The 15,165-nt window shown below is 51.7% G+C and carries 12 protein-coding genes; 9 read left to right on the top strand and 3 right to left on the bottom strand.

The features are described from left to right. Window positions 1–169: 169 nt before the first annotated feature. Window positions 170–976 carry a glycosyltransferase gene (locus VGN67_RS04720; protein ID WP_327485622.1) on the bottom strand — a complete coding sequence of 269 codons (807 nt, stop codon included), beginning with the start codon at window positions 974–976 and terminating at the stop codon, window positions 170–172. Window positions 977–1,103: 127 nt separating this feature from the next. Between VGN67_RS04720 and VGN67_RS04715 the strand changes: the two genes are divergently transcribed. Continuing rightward, window positions 1,104–1,988, top strand: a complete 885-nt coding sequence (locus VGN67_RS04715; protein WP_327485621.1) for a glycosyltransferase family 2 protein — start codon at window positions 1,104–1,106, stop codon at window positions 1,986–1,988. A gap of 13 nt (window positions 1,989–2,001) precedes the next feature. Here the strand turns inward: VGN67_RS04715 and VGN67_RS04710 are convergent, their stop codons facing one another. Then, window positions 2,002–2,580 carry a GNAT family N-acetyltransferase gene (locus tag VGN67_RS04710; protein ID WP_327485620.1) on the bottom strand — a complete coding sequence of 193 codons (579 nt, stop codon included), beginning with the start codon at window positions 2,578–2,580 and terminating at the stop codon, window positions 2,002–2,004. Beyond that, entirely contained in the window at window positions 2,550–3,494 is a 945-nt protein-coding gene (gene corA, locus VGN67_RS04705; protein WP_327485619.1) for a magnesium/cobalt transporter CorA, read from the bottom strand. The genes VGN67_RS04710 and corA overlap by 31 nt, the downstream gene beginning before the upstream one ends. A 175-nt stretch (window positions 3,495–3,669) precedes the next feature. Here corA and VGN67_RS04700 point away from each other — a divergent pair, with 175 nt between their 5' ends. The 8 genes from VGN67_RS04700 to VGN67_RS04665 all read left to right on the top strand — a co-directional run bounded on the left by VGN67_RS04700 (window position 3,670) and on the right by VGN67_RS04665 (window position 14,467). Continuing rightward, complete coding sequence (locus VGN67_RS04700) at window positions 3,670–4,410, top strand: hypothetical protein (protein WP_327485618.1); 741 nt, start codon at window positions 3,670–3,672, stop codon at window positions 4,408–4,410. After that, window positions 4,407–7,160 carry a TonB-dependent receptor gene (locus tag VGN67_RS04695; RefSeq protein ID WP_327485617.1) on the top strand — a complete coding sequence of 918 codons (2,754 nt, stop codon included), beginning with the start codon at window positions 4,407–4,409 and terminating at the stop codon, window positions 7,158–7,160. The genes VGN67_RS04700 and VGN67_RS04695 overlap by 4 nt, the downstream gene beginning before the upstream one ends. Before the next feature lie 6 nt (window positions 7,161–7,166). Beyond that, complete coding sequence (locus VGN67_RS04690) at window positions 7,167–8,297, top strand: DUF4249 domain-containing protein (RefSeq protein WP_327485616.1); 1,131 nt, start codon at window positions 7,167–7,169, stop codon at window positions 8,295–8,297. Between the two features lie 97 nt (window positions 8,298–8,394). Then, window positions 8,395–10,818, top strand: coding sequence for a hypothetical protein (locus VGN67_RS04685; protein ID WP_327485615.1), 2,424 nt, complete (start codon window positions 8,395–8,397; stop codon window positions 10,816–10,818). Window positions 10,819–10,890: 72 nt separating this feature from the next. Continuing rightward, window positions 10,891–12,081 (top strand): MFS transporter, encoded by a 1,191-nt coding sequence (locus VGN67_RS04680; protein WP_327485614.1) that lies wholly within the window; start codon window positions 10,891–10,893, stop codon window positions 12,079–12,081. After that, on the top strand, window positions 12,068–12,694 hold the full coding sequence (locus tag VGN67_RS04675; RefSeq protein WP_327485613.1) for a YigZ family protein: 627 nt from the start codon (window positions 12,068–12,070) through the stop codon (window positions 12,692–12,694). The genes VGN67_RS04680 and VGN67_RS04675 overlap by 14 nt, the downstream gene beginning before the upstream one ends. A 56-nt stretch (window positions 12,695–12,750) precedes the next feature. Continuing rightward, entirely contained in the window at window positions 12,751–14,109 is a 1,359-nt protein-coding gene (locus VGN67_RS04670; RefSeq protein ID WP_327485612.1) for a DUF1593 domain-containing protein, read from the top strand. A gap of 124 nt (window positions 14,110–14,233) precedes the next feature. Then, window positions 14,234–14,467, top strand: a complete 234-nt coding sequence (locus VGN67_RS04665) for a hypothetical protein (protein WP_327485611.1) — start codon at window positions 14,234–14,236, stop codon at window positions 14,465–14,467. Window positions 14,468–15,165 lie beyond the last annotated feature (698 nt).

The raw sequence follows: 15,165 nt of genomic DNA, 5'->3' as shown, positions 1-15,165 counted from the left end.
CAGAGGGCTAAGTACCTGACCATTACGTAAAAATAGCCGGATTTACCATCATGCGAAATGCCCTTCTAAACGACTACCCGATTGTAGAGGCTGTCCGGTCTGTGCGGCCCGCCGTGGGCGCAGGCGCATAGCCAAAAGAGCTAGTCCACGACAACTCTATTCCAAACCATTACTGCTTCTGCAAGCCGTTCAGGCAGAACAGGTTTCCGGCAAGTTGCTTTTCCGCCATAAGCCGGTAGTTGATGTTCACCTCATCCTGAGAATAGTTGGGCTTATGGTAGGTATGGTATACAATGGCTTTGTGCTTCATTGACTTACATTTCAATCCTTTGCTCAGCAACCTCCACTCTATATCCACGTCTTCGCCTACTCCGGCACGTATATAATCCTCGTCAAAGCCATTAACTTCCATTAGATGTTGCCGTAAAATGCCCCAGTTACATCCCCAGATTCCCTCCTTCTTCTCACGGTTAATGAACGGAAGATAAAGGGCATCTCTGAGACGGCCCGTATTACTGAACAGCAGGTTCGACATCGACAGGAAGCGAAGATCCCGGGATTGGATAAGCTTTTGTGTCAAGGGCTGGCTAAGCATGACCCGGCGCCCAAATAAAGCTACCCCTTCCCCGGCATTTTTCAGGTACTGTTTTATGAAGTGTTGGTGAGGTATGCAATCACCATCCAGAAAAACCATCAGATCAGCCTCGGCCACAGAGATAGCCCGGTTGAGCATTTGATTCTTTCTGAACCCGTCATCCTTCACCTGATAGAGATGTTTGATGGAAAAAGGAACCTGACTAATTTTTTCCTGAATAAATTCCTTAGTTTCGGGAGAGCAGTCATCCTCAGCTACGATCACTTCAAAATCGCCACAGCTCTGAGTTGTCAAAGCCTTAAAGATCAAATCCAGAACCGGGATGTTCTTGTAGTAGGCTACTACGAGTGAAACTTTACTTCTTTCTGACGTAAACTTCATTTTTTAAAAAATATCCTGAAATTTGTCGGCTATTATATCTTATTTATTGAGCTTATTCACCCAACAAAGCCAGATTAAAACCAAAGAGCCTGGAGTCTCCTTTGTACAAAATTGGCAGCAATGATAAATGATCACTAAAATTCAAAAACAACGCGAAGTTGCAGAGGCTAAGTTCTCTATCCTAATACCTACCTGGAATAATTTACCCTATCTTAAACTTTGCGTTGAAAGCATCCGCCGGAACTCCACGTTTCAACACCAGCTCATCATCCACATTAATGAAGGTAAAGATGGCACCCTGGACTGGGTACAGCAGCAGCACGATCTTAGCTACACCCACAGCTCCATGAACGTAGGCGTGTGCTATGCACTCAATAGTAGCGCCTTACTGGCTACCACTAGCTATATTGTCTATATCAACGACGATATGTACGTTTGCCCGGGCTGGGATGAGGCTCTACTTCAGGAAATTCAGAAGATCGGCCATCCTTACTTTTTCCTTTCTGCGACCGCTATTGAGCGTACGCCCCAAAGTGTCTGCTCCCTCTACGGTGACTATGGAAGCAGCCCCGACGAGTTCGATGAAGAACGGCTTTTAAAGGAGTATTCAACCCTTCCTATGCAGGACTGGCAGGGGGCTACCTGGCCTCCCAACGTTGTCCACAAAGATTTGTGGCATCTGGTTGGAGGATACAGCATAGAGTTCTCGCCAGGTATGTACTCAGATCCCGACTTTTCAATGAAGCTTTGGCTGGCTGGGGTACGGCTTTTTAAAGGAGTTAGCCGAAGCCGCGCCTACCATTTTGGCTCTGTGTCCCTAAAGCGAGTAAAGAGAAATAAAGGGTACTATACCTTCATACGCAAATGGCGTATGACATCCAGTACACTATCCAGGTATTATTTACGCCAGGGTAATAATTTTGATGGTGTTTTAGAACAAGTACCTATACCCGCCAGCATTCAACTGAAAAACCTATTCCGCCGTTTGGAATCCCTCCTCCGGTCCAACTAACCAAGATTATCTATCACAGCTCCCAGGCTACAATGTTCCACTCATCCACGTGGTCGAGGTGGGTATGAATAGTGCAAAAGCCTACCCGCTCGTGCGCCCGCTGGGAACGGGGATTGGAGGTGGAGATTTCGGTAACGAGTAATTCATAACCGGCGCTATACAGTTCCTTATGCTTCTGGTACAGTCCGTCAAAAATACCCTGCCCCCGGTACTTTTCGTCCACGCATATCTGCCCCATTACGTAGTAGCGGTAGTCCCGGAGGTACTTTCCGTTCCACTCTACCTCGTCAATAATCTCAAACATAGGCTGCAGGTCCGGAATGAGCCCGCCCATCGGGGGCAGCATCGCCAGTGCGTAGGCAACTACCCTACCCCCGGCCTTTGCCACAATTTGCGGCGTCAGCGACTGCATAAGCTGCAGCTGCGCCCACTCGTGGCTGACCGTCACGAATCCCTGCTCCCGTTTGGTCTGTTCTGAGATCTGGGTTTTCAGGTTGCGCCGCTGCAAGTCCAGGATCTGACGCAGGTCCTGGTCGGTATGGGCGTGGGTGAAGTGGGGAGCTATATCCACCGCTTTCTTCGGAAAAACCATAGTACAATCAGGGAAGAAAGGAGCATCAGCACCAGCGATGCCCAGAATCCCCACGACCAGCCCGACGTAGGCAGCGATACAAAGTTCATCCCGAAGATACCGGCAATCAGCGTCGGCGGCATGAAAATGATGGTCACGACGGTGAAGATCTTGATGACCTGGCTCTGCTCAAGGTTAATCAAACCCATGAAGGTGTTCTGCAGGTACTCGAGCCGCTCAAAATTAAAGGTGGTATATTCAAGCAGCGAATTGATGTCTTTCAGGATAATGCGCAGGTGCTCTTTGCGGTCTTCGGGAAAGTTCTGGCTGCGCAGGATACCCGAAAGTACCCGCTGCTTATCGATACTGGTTTCGCGCAGCATCATGGTCACCTCCTGCAATTCACTTATGCGGATCAGTACTTCCTGCCGGGCATTCTGCTGTTGGCTCAGGTCTTTACTGATGGCCGAAATATCACGCGAGATATTTTCCAGCGAATCAGCGTCGGTTTCAATGCGGGTTTCCAGAATCAGCAGCATGATATCCACGCCCGACTGAAAGGTATCCTGACTTACCTTCATTTTCTTGACCGTATCGGCAAAGGTTTTGGAGTCGCCCTGCCGGTAGGTAAATAGGATATCCTGGTGCAGAATAAAGGATACGGGGTAGGTTTCGTAGCCTTCTTTATGAATCCGGAGGAAATTGGAGTTGGCGTTGATGGTATTGTTCTGCTCGAAAAAACGCGAGCTGCTTTCAATCTCCACTATCTCCTGGGGCGTCTGAAAACTTACCTCACATTTGGTTTCTATCCACTCTTCCTCCTCCTGCGAGGGCGACTGCAGGTCTACCCAAAGCAGATTAGACAGGTTTCCCAGCTCACGTACATCGTTTTCACGCTTTAACGCCCGGCCTTCTTTATAAAAAATGCGTACCATGGTTTCAAAGATAGGGAGAAACTTTACTTCCCGAAAATGTCGGATGGCTTCCCCTGGTTTCGTCTGATTAATTGTCTCTGACCTGCCACAAAAATTAAATAGAAGAAGTACCCGTATATATGTTTTGTTTTCCCCTTTTCCTGGAATAGCTGCCTTTATCTATTAACCTGTCCTTATGCTGAAAACTTTACTTGCCGTTTTTTGCGCCACTTTTGGTCTGGTTACGGCATCCCCGGGCCAGGTACCCGACACGAGTGTACATGCTGTGCCTGGTGCTCAGTACGCGCTCGCCCTCTATGATTCGGCTACTACCGAATCGCAGCATCTATACAACGGACCGCAGTACTTTATCTACGATAGTCAGGCTCCGGAACATCAGTTTTATTCTTCAGAAGAATGGCAAACCGGTTCTGTATATTACGACGGGCAACTATTCAACCAGGTACCCCTACTGTACGACATTGTCAGAGATCAGGTAGTAATTAAGTACGTAAAAGGCGTCGGAAACGTGATTCTGCAAAGTGAGAAAGTCCATTATTTCCAAATTTTTCCGGGCGGCGCTCCCCATCACTTTATCCGGTGCGAAGCCCGCGCGGGGCACGGTCTTCGCACCGGCTTTTATGACGTGCTCTACAACGGTACATCAACAGTACTGGCCCGACGAATAAAAGAGCGGCTGGAACAGGTAGGTACCAGCAAGGTGACTGTTGAATTTCCCTATAAGGATATATTTTACCTCAAAAAAAATGGTAAGTACCAACCAGTACATTCAAAAAAGTCGGTACTGGCCCTGATGCAGGATCAGAAAAAACCGGTAAAGCAGTACCTGAAGCAGCATAACATCAGCTTCAAAGAAAACCGGGAAGCGGCCATTATAACCCTGGCTACCTACTACGATCAACTAACCAATCCATGAGAGCCTACCGGGGAATTTTACTGGCCGTCGTAAGTATGCTGACTGCGCACGGGCTATGGGCTCAGACAACCACCGAAAAACGGATCAGCGGCTCCTTTAACGACATTCGGTTTCAGGAATTTGTACGATTAATTGAAGCCCAGTCCGACTACTACTTCTACTACGACGCTTCCCGGCTGGACAGCCTGCCTGTAAACCTACAGGTCAGAGACGAACCCCTGCGGGTAGTGCTGGGGCAGGTGTTCAAAGACACGGAATTTACCTACGCTATTGATCAGCGAAGGCGGGTGTATATTACCAAAGGAACGCCCATCATTACCGAACTTCCCTCCGACGCCCCCACGCAGGAGCGGGTGGTGTACGCGCCCCCCGGTACCGACGAACAGGAAAAACTACTCTCCACCACCGAGAGTAAACTACACGAGGTAGGTCCCAAAAGGCTCCGCATTACGCCCGGCAACTCTACTATGTCAGGCTATGTACGCAATGCCGTCACGGGTGAGCCGGTGATTGGGGCGGCGGTGTACATTGAATCTCCGCCGATAGGTACTACTACCGATGCCCTCGGGTACTACACCCTCACGCTCCCACGGGGCCGCCAGCGCGTCCGGATCAAGAGTATCGGTATGCGGGAAACCTACCGGCAGATTATGCTGTACGCGGACGGTAAGCTGGACGTAGAAGTACTGGAAAGTGTGACGGCTCTCAAAGAAATCAATATCAAAGCGGGTCAGGACGCCAACGTCAGCGAGACGAAGATGGGGCAGATAAAGCTGTCCATCAAAACCCTGAAACAAATACCTACGGTCATGGGCGAAACCGATTTGCTACGGACGGTACTTACGCTGCCGGGTATCAAGTCGGTGGGGGAAAGTAGCGTGGGACTAAATGTACGCGGCGGCTCGGCTGACCAGAACCTGATTCTTTTTAACGATGCCACCATCTACAACCCTTCCCACCTCTTTGGCTTTTTCTCGGCTTTCAATCCGGATATGCTGAAAGACGTGGAGCTGTACAAAAGTACCATTCCGGCGCGGTTTGGCGGTCGGCTGTCGTCGGTGCTGGATATCAGCAGCCGCGATGGCAACAAGAAAAAGCTGGTTGCTTCCGGGGGGATTGGTCTTATTACGGGCCGCCTGACTCTGGAAGGCCCAATTGTCAAAGACAAGTCTTCGTTCCTGATTGGCGGCCGCTCTACTTATTCCAACTGGCTCCTGAAAAGCCTGAAAAACGAAACCTATAACAACAGTACCGCTTCCTTTTACGACGTCAACGCCCACATCAGCCACGAAATCAACGAAAAAAACAGTGTCTACGCGACCGGGTACCTGAGCAACGACTATTTCCGGCTTCTGGCCGACACCACCTACGCCTACCAGAACCAGTTTGCTTCGCTGAAATGGAAACACACCTTCAATGCCAAACTATACAGTACCTTTACCGCCGCGCACAGCAGCTACAACTACGCGGTAGCCAGCGAGCGGGTACCTATACATTCATTCGACCTGCGTTTTGGGGTTCGGCAGTCCAGCTTCAAGGCCGAATTTAACTACCAGATTCACCCCAGGCATACCCTCGATTTTGGCCTCAGCTCCATTTACTACACCCTCTCGCCGGGTACCTTTCAGCCCCGCAGCAGCGAGTCACTTATTCTCCCGGACGCCTTGGAGCCGGAGCAGGGACTGGAAAGCGCCCTGTACATCGAAGACCGGTTTGAGGTGAATCCCAAACTGCTCGTTACGGCCGGCCTCCGCTTTTCGGTATTCAACTACTTAGGCCCCAAAACAGTCTATACGTACGTACCGGGCCTGCCCATTGAAAGCATTTACACCCTCGGTACCGACACCTACGCCCCCGGAAAAAGGATCAAAAACTACGGTGGCCCCGAGTACCGCCTTTCGGCCCGTTACATGCTCACCGGCGACCTGTCGCTGAAAGTGGGCTACAATACCCTGCGGCAGTACATTCACCTGCTTTCCAATACCATGGTGGCTTCACCCACCGACATCTGGAAACTAAGTGATACCTACATAAAGCCGCAACTGGGCGATCAGCTGGCCATTGGGCTGTACCGGAACCTGCGCGGCAACCAGATTGAGCTGTCGGTGGAAGGGTACTACAAAAACATCCGGAACTTTTTGGACTACAAAGGCGGCGACTCGCTCATTATGAATCACCAGATCGAAACGGCGGTGATTACGACTACCGGCAAAGCCTACGGAGTTGAGTTGATGATTAAAAAGGGGGCGGGCAAGCTCAACGGCTGGGTAGGCTACACTTACTCCCGCTCGCTGCTACGGGCCATTGACCGCGACTCGCCCGATGCTCCCAATGGGGGCGACTACTATCCCAGCAACTACGACAAGCCGCACGACTTCATCGCCATCAGCAACTACCGGCTGAGCCACCGGTTCAGTGTTTCTTTTAACTTTACTTACAGCACAGGCCGCCCCTACACGCCTCCCATTGGCAAGTACATACTGGACGGAGCGCAACGGGTATACTACGCTTCCCGCAACCAGTACCGTATTCCTGACTACTACCGCGTAGACCTGTCCATGAATATTGAAGGGAATCATAAAATCAGGAAGCTGGCCCATAGCTCGTGGACGCTGGCGGTGTATAACCTGCTGGGCCGTAAAAATCCGTCGTCGGTTTATTTCCAGACCCAGAACGGCGTAGTCAGTGGCTATAAGCTGTCGATATTTGGTCAGCCCATTCCTACCATTACCTACAATTTCAGATTGTAAAAAGCCGTGAAAAAACTACCAAAACTCCTATACGTACCGGGCCTGCTGTTGATGTCGCTCCTGCTGCATGGCTGCATTGAATCGTTCTCTCCGCCGGAAATCACCTCGGCCAGCAGCTACCTGGTGGTAGATGGTTTTTTAAATACAACTCCTTCGACCAGTAGTCAGATCCGGCTAAGCCGTACTCAGAATATATCCGAAACCAGCAAGCCGCGCGTGGAGCAGCGCGCCAAAATCAGCGTAGAGGGCGACAAGGGCAGCCGATTTGCCTTTACCGAAACCCAGCCGGGTACCTACCAGCTGAACGCTGCCACGTACCGCGAAGGAGAAAAGTACCGGCTGCGTATCCGGACCAGCGATGGGAAGGAGTATCTTTCGGCCTATGTACCGGCCATCAAAACGCCCCCCATCGACAGTGTCACCTACCAGGTAGGGCCGGACGAAAGTGGGGTACAGATTTACGTCAGTACCCACGATCCGCTGGACAAAACCCGCTTTTACCGCTGGAGTTTTGATGAAACCTGGCAGTACCAGATGCCACTGTACTCGGCTTTTGAAGTAGTCAATAAAGAAATGGTATATCGTACCGAAGACATTGGTACCTGCTGGACCAGCGCGAAAGCGTCCCGGATTATAGTAGGCTCTTCTATTAAGCTCAGCAAAGACATTATTCAGGATGCGCTGGTCACTTTTATACCGGCGGGCAGCGGTAAGTTACGGATGAAGTACAGTATTCTGGTGAAGCAGTATGGGCTGTCGCAGGAAGAATACGAGTACTGGACCAGCCTGTCCAAAACCACCGAAGGGACCGGCAGCCTTTTTGACCCGCAGCCGGCGCAGGTAACGGGTAACATTACCTGCGTCAGCGACCCGCGCGAACTGGTTTTTGGGTTTTTCGGTGCTTCTTCGCAGCAGGAAAAACGCCTGTTTATTACCGAAAGACTCGGTAGGTTTATCAGTCCCTGCGAACCAATTGATACGTTGGCCCTGGGGGAAGCACTACAGACGAATGATTTGATTCTGAACGAATACGCTCCGCCCGGTGCCTCCAATCCTCTTTACGTTATCGGCACCGCCGACTGTACGGATTGCCGCCTGCTGGGAGGTACTAATAAAAGGCCGGATTTCTGGCGGTAAATGGAGTTAAACCAGCGGTTCCACGGTTCAAAACCGTGGCACCGCTCTCCCCCATAAAAAGAAAAGTACCTTACTACCCTGATCTGATATAGGAAGCATGCAACTTACTGTTACGTACAAGCCCGGAATTCTCCTGTGGATACTACTCCTGCTGTTACCTGCGCTGGCAAGCGGGCAGTCGGGGCAACCACAGAGCCAGCTTGCCAGGTATACCAGCAAAACTTTACAGGAAAAACTCTTTGTCCACCTGGACCGGCCGTTGTACGTCGTGGGCGAAACCCTGTGGTTCAAAACCTACTGCGTTGACGGAAGCTCCCACCGCCCGCTGGATGTAAGCAAAATCGCTTATCTGGAAGTACTTGATAAGGAATCCAATCCGGTAGTACAAATCAAAATAGCGCTGGACAAGGGACAGGGAGAAGGCTCCGTACGGATACCCGCCACCCTTTCTGCCGGTACCTATACCGTACGCAGCTATACCAACTGGATGAAAAATTTTAGTCCGGATTTTTTCTTCGAAACTGCCATTACCATCCTGAATCCTTTTGAGCGGCCGGAAGCTGAGCCCCTGGCGGGTCGGGAGGTACCGGCCTACGATGTGCAGTTTTTCCCGGAGGGCGGGCATCTGGTCGGTCAGCAGGAAAGTAAGGTCGCTTTTCGGGCTGTTGGTAAAGATGGGAAAGGCATAGCCTGCCGGGGCGTCATTGTCAACCAAAACAACGACACGCTGCTGCGCTTTCAGCCGCTCCGCTTTGGCATGGGCCAGTTCACCTTTACCCCTGGTACTGATACTAAGTACCGCGCCATTGTACAGGATACCCAGGGGAATACCCTTACTTACCCGCTACCGGAGGTACAGCCGCGAGGGTATGTGATGCAGGTGAGGGATTCGACGGATGGACTGCTACGGGTTACGGTGCTGGCCCGGGAGGTACCATCACCCGAGGTGTACCTGCTGGTGCATACCCGGCAGGGCGCCGTGCAGTCCCAGACGGGTACTTTGAAGAACGGAAAGGTGGTGTTTGTACTGAATAAAAATACTATGGGCGATGCCTCGTCGAAGGGCGGAATTACCCACATCACCCTTTTTGACCAGAGTACCCGGCCCGTGTGCGAACGCCTGTACTTCACACGCCCGGCCCAGTCGCTGGTTATCCGGGAGAGTCTGAATAAGGCTGAGTTTACCACCCGCGAGCGGGTGTACCTGAACCTGTCGGCCCGTACGGATGCGCCACTCATAGAGCCTGCTCAACTTTCGGTGTCGGTTTATTTGCTGGATTCCCTTCCGCATCCCGACCTCCCCACCCTGGACAGCTACCTGTTGCTTACCTCGGACCTGAAAGGAACGGTAGAGTCGCCTGCGTACTATTTTCAGGAATCGGGCCCGGAGGTAGATCAGGCGCTGGACAACCTGATGCTGACCCACGGCTGGAGCCGGTTTAGCTGGGACAAAGTACTTGCCGACACCCCACCTATTTACAAGTACCTGCCCGAGCACGGAGGTCATTTTATGGAGGGAAAAGTATATAGTACCCTTACCGGACAACCGGCCGAACTGGTCAGGACCTACCTGGCTGCTCCCGCTCCGCAGCCCCGGCTGTTTGTGGGCCTGAGCGACCCGCAGGGTACTATCCGTTTTGAGGTAAAAAAGCTTTACGATACTCAGGACGTGATTGTACAGACCAACACCCGCCGCGACAGTACCTATCGCATTGAACTATTCAGCCCCTATTCCGACCAGATTTCTTCTCGGCGCTTGCCTCACTTTTTGGATAATAAAACCCCGCAACTGCTGACGCGCAGTATTAACATGCAAACCCAGAACGCTTACTACCCGGCACCGGCTGCCCGGTCCGCAACCGAAGGAACCGATAGTCTGGCTTTTTACGGTAAGCCCAACGAGAAGTATTTTCTGGATGCCTTCACCCGCTTTCCTACCCTGGAAGAAGTCATGCGGGAGTACGTACCAGGGGTATTTGTAAGGAAACAACGGGGAAAATTCCATTTTTACGTGGTAAACAAATTGCTCCCGCAGGGAGGTACTTTCAACGAAGACCCGCTTATTCTGCTGGATGGTGTGCCGGTGTTCGACACGGACAAAATGATGGCAATAGACCCTTTGCAGATAAAAAAACTGGAAGTAATGAACGGGCAGTACTACCTGGGGACGCTGTCTTTCCCCGGCATTGTCAGCTATACGACTTACAAAGGCGATATGGCCGGTTTTCAGCTCGACCCGCGCGCGTTGGTACTCTCCTACTCCTTTGCCCAGTCTCAAAGAGAATTTTACGTCCCCCGCTACGACAGCGCCACCAGCCGGGAGAGCCGCCTGCCCGATTTCCGGAACCTGCTGCACTGGGCACCCACGCTCACCACCGACGCCCAGGGAAAACAGGTACTTGACTTCTTCACCTCCGACCAGACCGGTACCTACCAGGTAGTAGTGCAGGGGCTGACTGTGTCCGGTACTGCGGGTAGCCGGCAGTTTACTTTTGTGGTAAAGCCGGAGGTGCGGCAGTGAGGTAGTAAGTAACCTGATATTCCGTCCGCAAAGTACTACTTTTTCTCCTCCGAAACTGCTTACCTTTGCGCGATGCAAACCACCGCATCGCCCAGCATTTTTACGCTTCAGTTCTGGTTATTGAGTCTGAGTTCGTTCTTGTTTTTTGCCAGCTTCAATATGCTCATCCCTGAGCTGCCCAGCTACCTCACCAGCCTGGGCGGAGCCGAGTACAAAGGGTTTATCATCAGTCTGTTTACCCTTACTGCCGGGCTGTCGCGCCCGTTCAGCGGCCGCCTCACCGACCGCATTGGCCGGGTACCTGTGATGGCGTTCGGCTCCATTGTCTGTTTTATATGCGGATTTCTGTATCCGATATTTACGTCCGTCATGCCTTTCCTGCTGCTTCGGCTCGTACATGGCTTCTCTACGGGCTTCAAGCCTACGGGCACGGCCGCCTACATTGCTGATATTATACCGGCTACCCGGCGAGGCGAAGCCCTGGGCATTCATGGGATGTGCGCCAGCCTGGGCACCGCCCTGGGGCCGGCGCTGGGTAGTTACATTGCCCAGTTGTTCTCTATTGATGCTCTGTTCTATACGTCTTCGCTGTTTGCGCTGCTCTCCATCGGTATCCTGTTCAATATGAAAGAGACGCTGCCGGAACGTTCGCAATTATCGACGGAGGCCTTCCGGATTACCACCCGCGATGTATTCGATCCTGTAGTATTCAGTCCGTCGCTGGTTATATTTCTGACCTATTTCAGCTATGGCGCGGTACTAACCCTGGTACCTGATTACAGCGACTACCTGGGCCTGAGCAACCACGGCCTCTACTTCCTGGTTTATACCCTTACGTCACTGCTTATCCGGCTGGCGGCCGGTAAGGTATCCGACCGGCACGGGCGGGTACCCGTCGTCATTGTGGGTTGTGTCAATCTTATTGTGGCGCTGGTACTTACCGCCTACGCCAGTAGTTCATTTATCTTTCTGGGCGGAGCGGTTTTTTTCGGAATCGCTACGGGTATTCTTTCCCCTATATTATCAGCCTGGACGGCCGACCTCAGCCACGACCAAAACCGGGGGCGGGCCTTTGGTACCATGTATATTTCTATGGAAGCGGGCATTGGAATAGGAGCCTATATATCGGCCGAAATCTTTGCCAACCGCTACGAAAATCTGACGACCGCCTTCCTGCTGTCGGCGGCACTGGCAGGGGCGGCTCTTATCTATTCGGTTGTTCTTTTTTATCTGAAAAAATCTTCGACCCATGTTATTCGATGATTCGTACCGTACTATTCAGGAAGCTACCGAAGGTTTATTCAAAGACCGAGGCAGCAAGTTTCTGGCCTTTGTGTACCCTATCCGGTCGGAGCAGGAGGCTAAGGACTACCTGGCCCAGCTACGCGACCTGCACCCCAAAGCCAACCACCACTGCTACGCCTACCGCCTGGGGCTGGACCCAGCTGGTAGCCGCAACCACTACCGCGCCAACGAAGACGGCGAGCCGTCGGGCTCGGCGGGTCGGCCTATTCTGAACACCCTGTACTCGCAAGACCTCACTAATATATTGGTGGTAGTTGTCAGGTACTTCGGGGGTACCCTGCTGGGCGTACCGGGGCTGATTAATGCGTACAAGTCGGCCACCGAAGAGGCTCTCGCGCAGGCGGTAGTTGTCACAAAGTATATATGCGATGAGTACGAAATCCTGTTTCCGTACGAGGCCATGAACGACGTGATGCGGGTTGTAAAAAGCAATAATCTGGAAGTAACGGAGCAGCTGTTTGAGATGGATTGCCGACTATTGGTACTTGTACGCAAAACCGCGCTCAACCAGGTAGTACCGGCTTTGGAGGAGATTGAAAAAGTAAAAATAAGGTACCTGAAAACGGTATAGTCCATCACCGCTGTGCTTATTCTGGTAACCCGGAACATTACCGCCGGAAGCGCCCCATGAACAACTATTGCCTCTGCCTCCTGATAGGCTGCCTGCTGCTCGCAGGTACTTCCCACCTTTCTTATTCGCAGCCGGTAAGGCTCGTCGTAATGACCGACATTGGCGGTGACCCCGACGACCAGCAGAGCCTGGTCCGGCTGCTGATCCATGCCGACCAGTTTGAGCTGGAAGGCCTGCTGACATCCAGCCGCCTGGAACACGGACAGGACACCCGGCCTGAGCTGATACACCAGCAGATAGATGCCTACGCGCTGGTGTTTGAAAATCTACGTAAACACGCGCGCCATTTTCCTGCTCCTGACTACCTGCGCTCGCTGGTACGGGCCGGAAGCGGTGACCAGCAGGCTTTGGGTGAAGGCCATAACACACCATCATCCGAACGGCTCATAGAGGTAGTGGACAAGACTGATGCCCGGCCCGTGTGGGTGACAGTCTGGGGTGGGCAGCGAGAACTGGCGCAGGCACTCTGGAAAGTCCAACAAACCCGCTCCAAAGCCGATACGGAAACATTCGTCCGCAAACTTCGCGTGCACGCTATCGGAAATCAGGACGGGCACCAGCGGTGGATTATGGAAAACTTCCCTCAGTTGTTCTTTGTGAGCAGCGGGTTCGTTAACTACGGCTATCCGTACGTCCCAAAAGTGCGGGAGACCTCTGCCTATCGGGGTATGTACATGACCGGTGACGAAAGCCTGACCTCGCGGGAGTGGGTGCGTGACCATATTATTGAAAATAACGGGCCTTTGGGCGCTTTGTATCCGCCCGGCGGTGGCGGAGTGCCCGGTATGAAGGAAGGTGATTCCCCAGCTTTTCTGGGCCTGACAGCCAATGGACTCAACGTACCCGAGCGTCCCGAGTGGGGTGGCTTTGGGGGACGATTCCGGCTGCTGCGACAACACCTCTACACCGATGCTGCTGACTTCCGGGAAGGAGTGTGGAACGAAAGGCTGAGCGTATCGAGGTGGCGCCCTTACTTTCAGAATGACTTCGCCGCCCGTATGGACTGGTGCGTAAAAGAAGTTTCGGAAGCTAATCATGCTCCAAAGGCAGTTGTGAATAAACAAAAAGGACTGGACGTACTGGAAATAAAGGCCAAAGCGGGTGACAAAGTAGCACTTTCGGCGGAGGGCTCGTCGGACCCCGACGGAAATGCATTAAATTATCGGTGGTGGAACTACTGGGAAGCCGGTACCTACCCCGGCCGGATCTTTTTACTAAATTCTGAAAGCCAAAACGCTACGCTGGCTATTCCCGCGGATGCTCAGGGAACCACGCTGCACGTTATTTTAGAAGTAACCGACACGGGCGTACCGGCCCTGACTTCCTTTCGCCGGGTCGTGATAAGGGTTGAATAACTAATTTGCAACCAAATCAGGTTGGTACTTACTACCTGCGCAATTTATCGGCCCGACAGTATCGTTACCAAAAGTATTGATTAAGAAGTTGGTAGTAGGTGAATTTGTTAAAAAGGCATTAAACATGATTGCATTCGAAATAAAAGGTGAGGTGGATAGCGAAGGCTTTGTGAGTAGTAAACAACCCATTGCCCTTCGCAATCAGAAGGTACGCGTACTGGCATTACTTGAAGAGGAGAATGAAGATACTGAGTGGCTGAAAGCCCTGTCAGGTAATTCAGCTTTTGATTTTTTTCACGAAGAAGCCGAAGACATTTATTCAATAGAGGACGGCAGGAAGCTTACCGATGAAGAATAAAATTGTTTTAGTTCCTTTCCCTTTTAATGATCTTTCGTCGGCAAAAGTTCGTCCTGCTCTGTCCCTTACTGAGAGAATAGGTACCTATGAGCACGTTATAATAATTGCTTTTATCACAAGTCAGTAAAGCTACTGAAAGCAGTGAAACACCGGTACTGCGGACAGATGATGGTTTCTCTGAAACAGGCTTGAAAGTTGACTCAGCTATACGGCTTCACCATCTTGTAACTATTCCCATCAGGTTAATCCAAAAACAGCTAGGTACTCTTCCCGTTTCTTTTCAAGAAATCATCAATCAAAAACTTACTAATCTTTTTGAATTGTAGTTAAAATAGACACCCTCTACTCCCGCAGCTTGTCGGCCTGGAGGTCAGCGTCGTAGTAGAAGTACTCATCAAAGGTGCGGCCGGAGGGTCCTCTGTACCTAAGCACCGAATTGGACTTGCAACAGCACCAGAAACGGCAAAAGCAGAAACATAAGTGTGACCACCGCAGACGGCATTCCAGCCGACGCTCCTACTGTATAGACAGACCAGCAGATAAATCGTCACAAACCATAGCACAAATCGGGGACTTGTCAGCATCGTTTGTAGATAATTAAGTACTGTTTTTGATACATTTTATAGTCAATCCATAACACGGTTCCGGCCTTTTTGTTACCTCCAAAAAGCAGAAGCGCCGCTCCCCGGGGAGCGGCG

This window comes from Telluribacter sp. (assembly GCF_035998675.1).
Lineage (GTDB): Bacteria > Bacteroidota > Bacteroidia > Cytophagales > Spirosomataceae > Telluribacter.
The sequence above is the reverse complement of the archived record's forward strand: the minus strand, read 5'-3'. Positions and strand labels throughout refer to the sequence as shown.

Bases quoted from the DNA above. Each gene is read 5' to 3' on its own strand.
- VGN67_RS04720 (WP_327485622.1), bottom strand. From the start codon at position 976: ATGAAGTTTACGTCAGAAAGAAGTAAAGTTTCACTCGTAGTAGCCTAC.
- VGN67_RS04715 (WP_327485621.1), top strand. From the start codon at position 1,104: ATGATCACTAAAATTCAAAAACAACGCGAAGTTGCAGAGGCTAAGTTC.
- VGN67_RS04710 (WP_327485620.1), bottom strand. From the start codon at position 2,580: ATGGTTTTTCCGAAGAAAGCGGTGGATATAGCTCCCCACTTCACCCAC.
- corA (WP_327485619.1), bottom strand. From the start codon at position 3,494: ATGGTACGCATTTTTTATAAAGAAGGCCGGGCGTTAAAGCGTGAAAAC.
- VGN67_RS04700 (WP_327485618.1), top strand. From the start codon at position 3,670: ATGCTGAAAACTTTACTTGCCGTTTTTTGCGCCACTTTTGGTCTGGTT.
- VGN67_RS04695 (WP_327485617.1), top strand. From the start codon at position 4,407: ATGAGAGCCTACCGGGGAATTTTACTGGCCGTCGTAAGTATGCTGACT.
- VGN67_RS04685 (WP_327485615.1), top strand. From the start codon at position 8,395: ATGCAACTTACTGTTACGTACAAGCCCGGAATTCTCCTGTGGATACTA.
- VGN67_RS04680 (WP_327485614.1), top strand. From the start codon at position 10,891: ATGCAAACCACCGCATCGCCCAGCATTTTTACGCTTCAGTTCTGGTTA.
- VGN67_RS04675 (WP_327485613.1), top strand. From the start codon at position 12,068: ATGTTATTCGATGATTCGTACCGTACTATTCAGGAAGCTACCGAAGGT.
- VGN67_RS04670 (WP_327485612.1), top strand. From the start codon at position 12,751: ATGAACAACTATTGCCTCTGCCTCCTGATAGGCTGCCTGCTGCTCGCA.
- VGN67_RS04665 (WP_327485611.1), top strand. From the start codon at position 14,234: ATGATTGCATTCGAAATAAAAGGTGAGGTGGATAGCGAAGGCTTTGTG.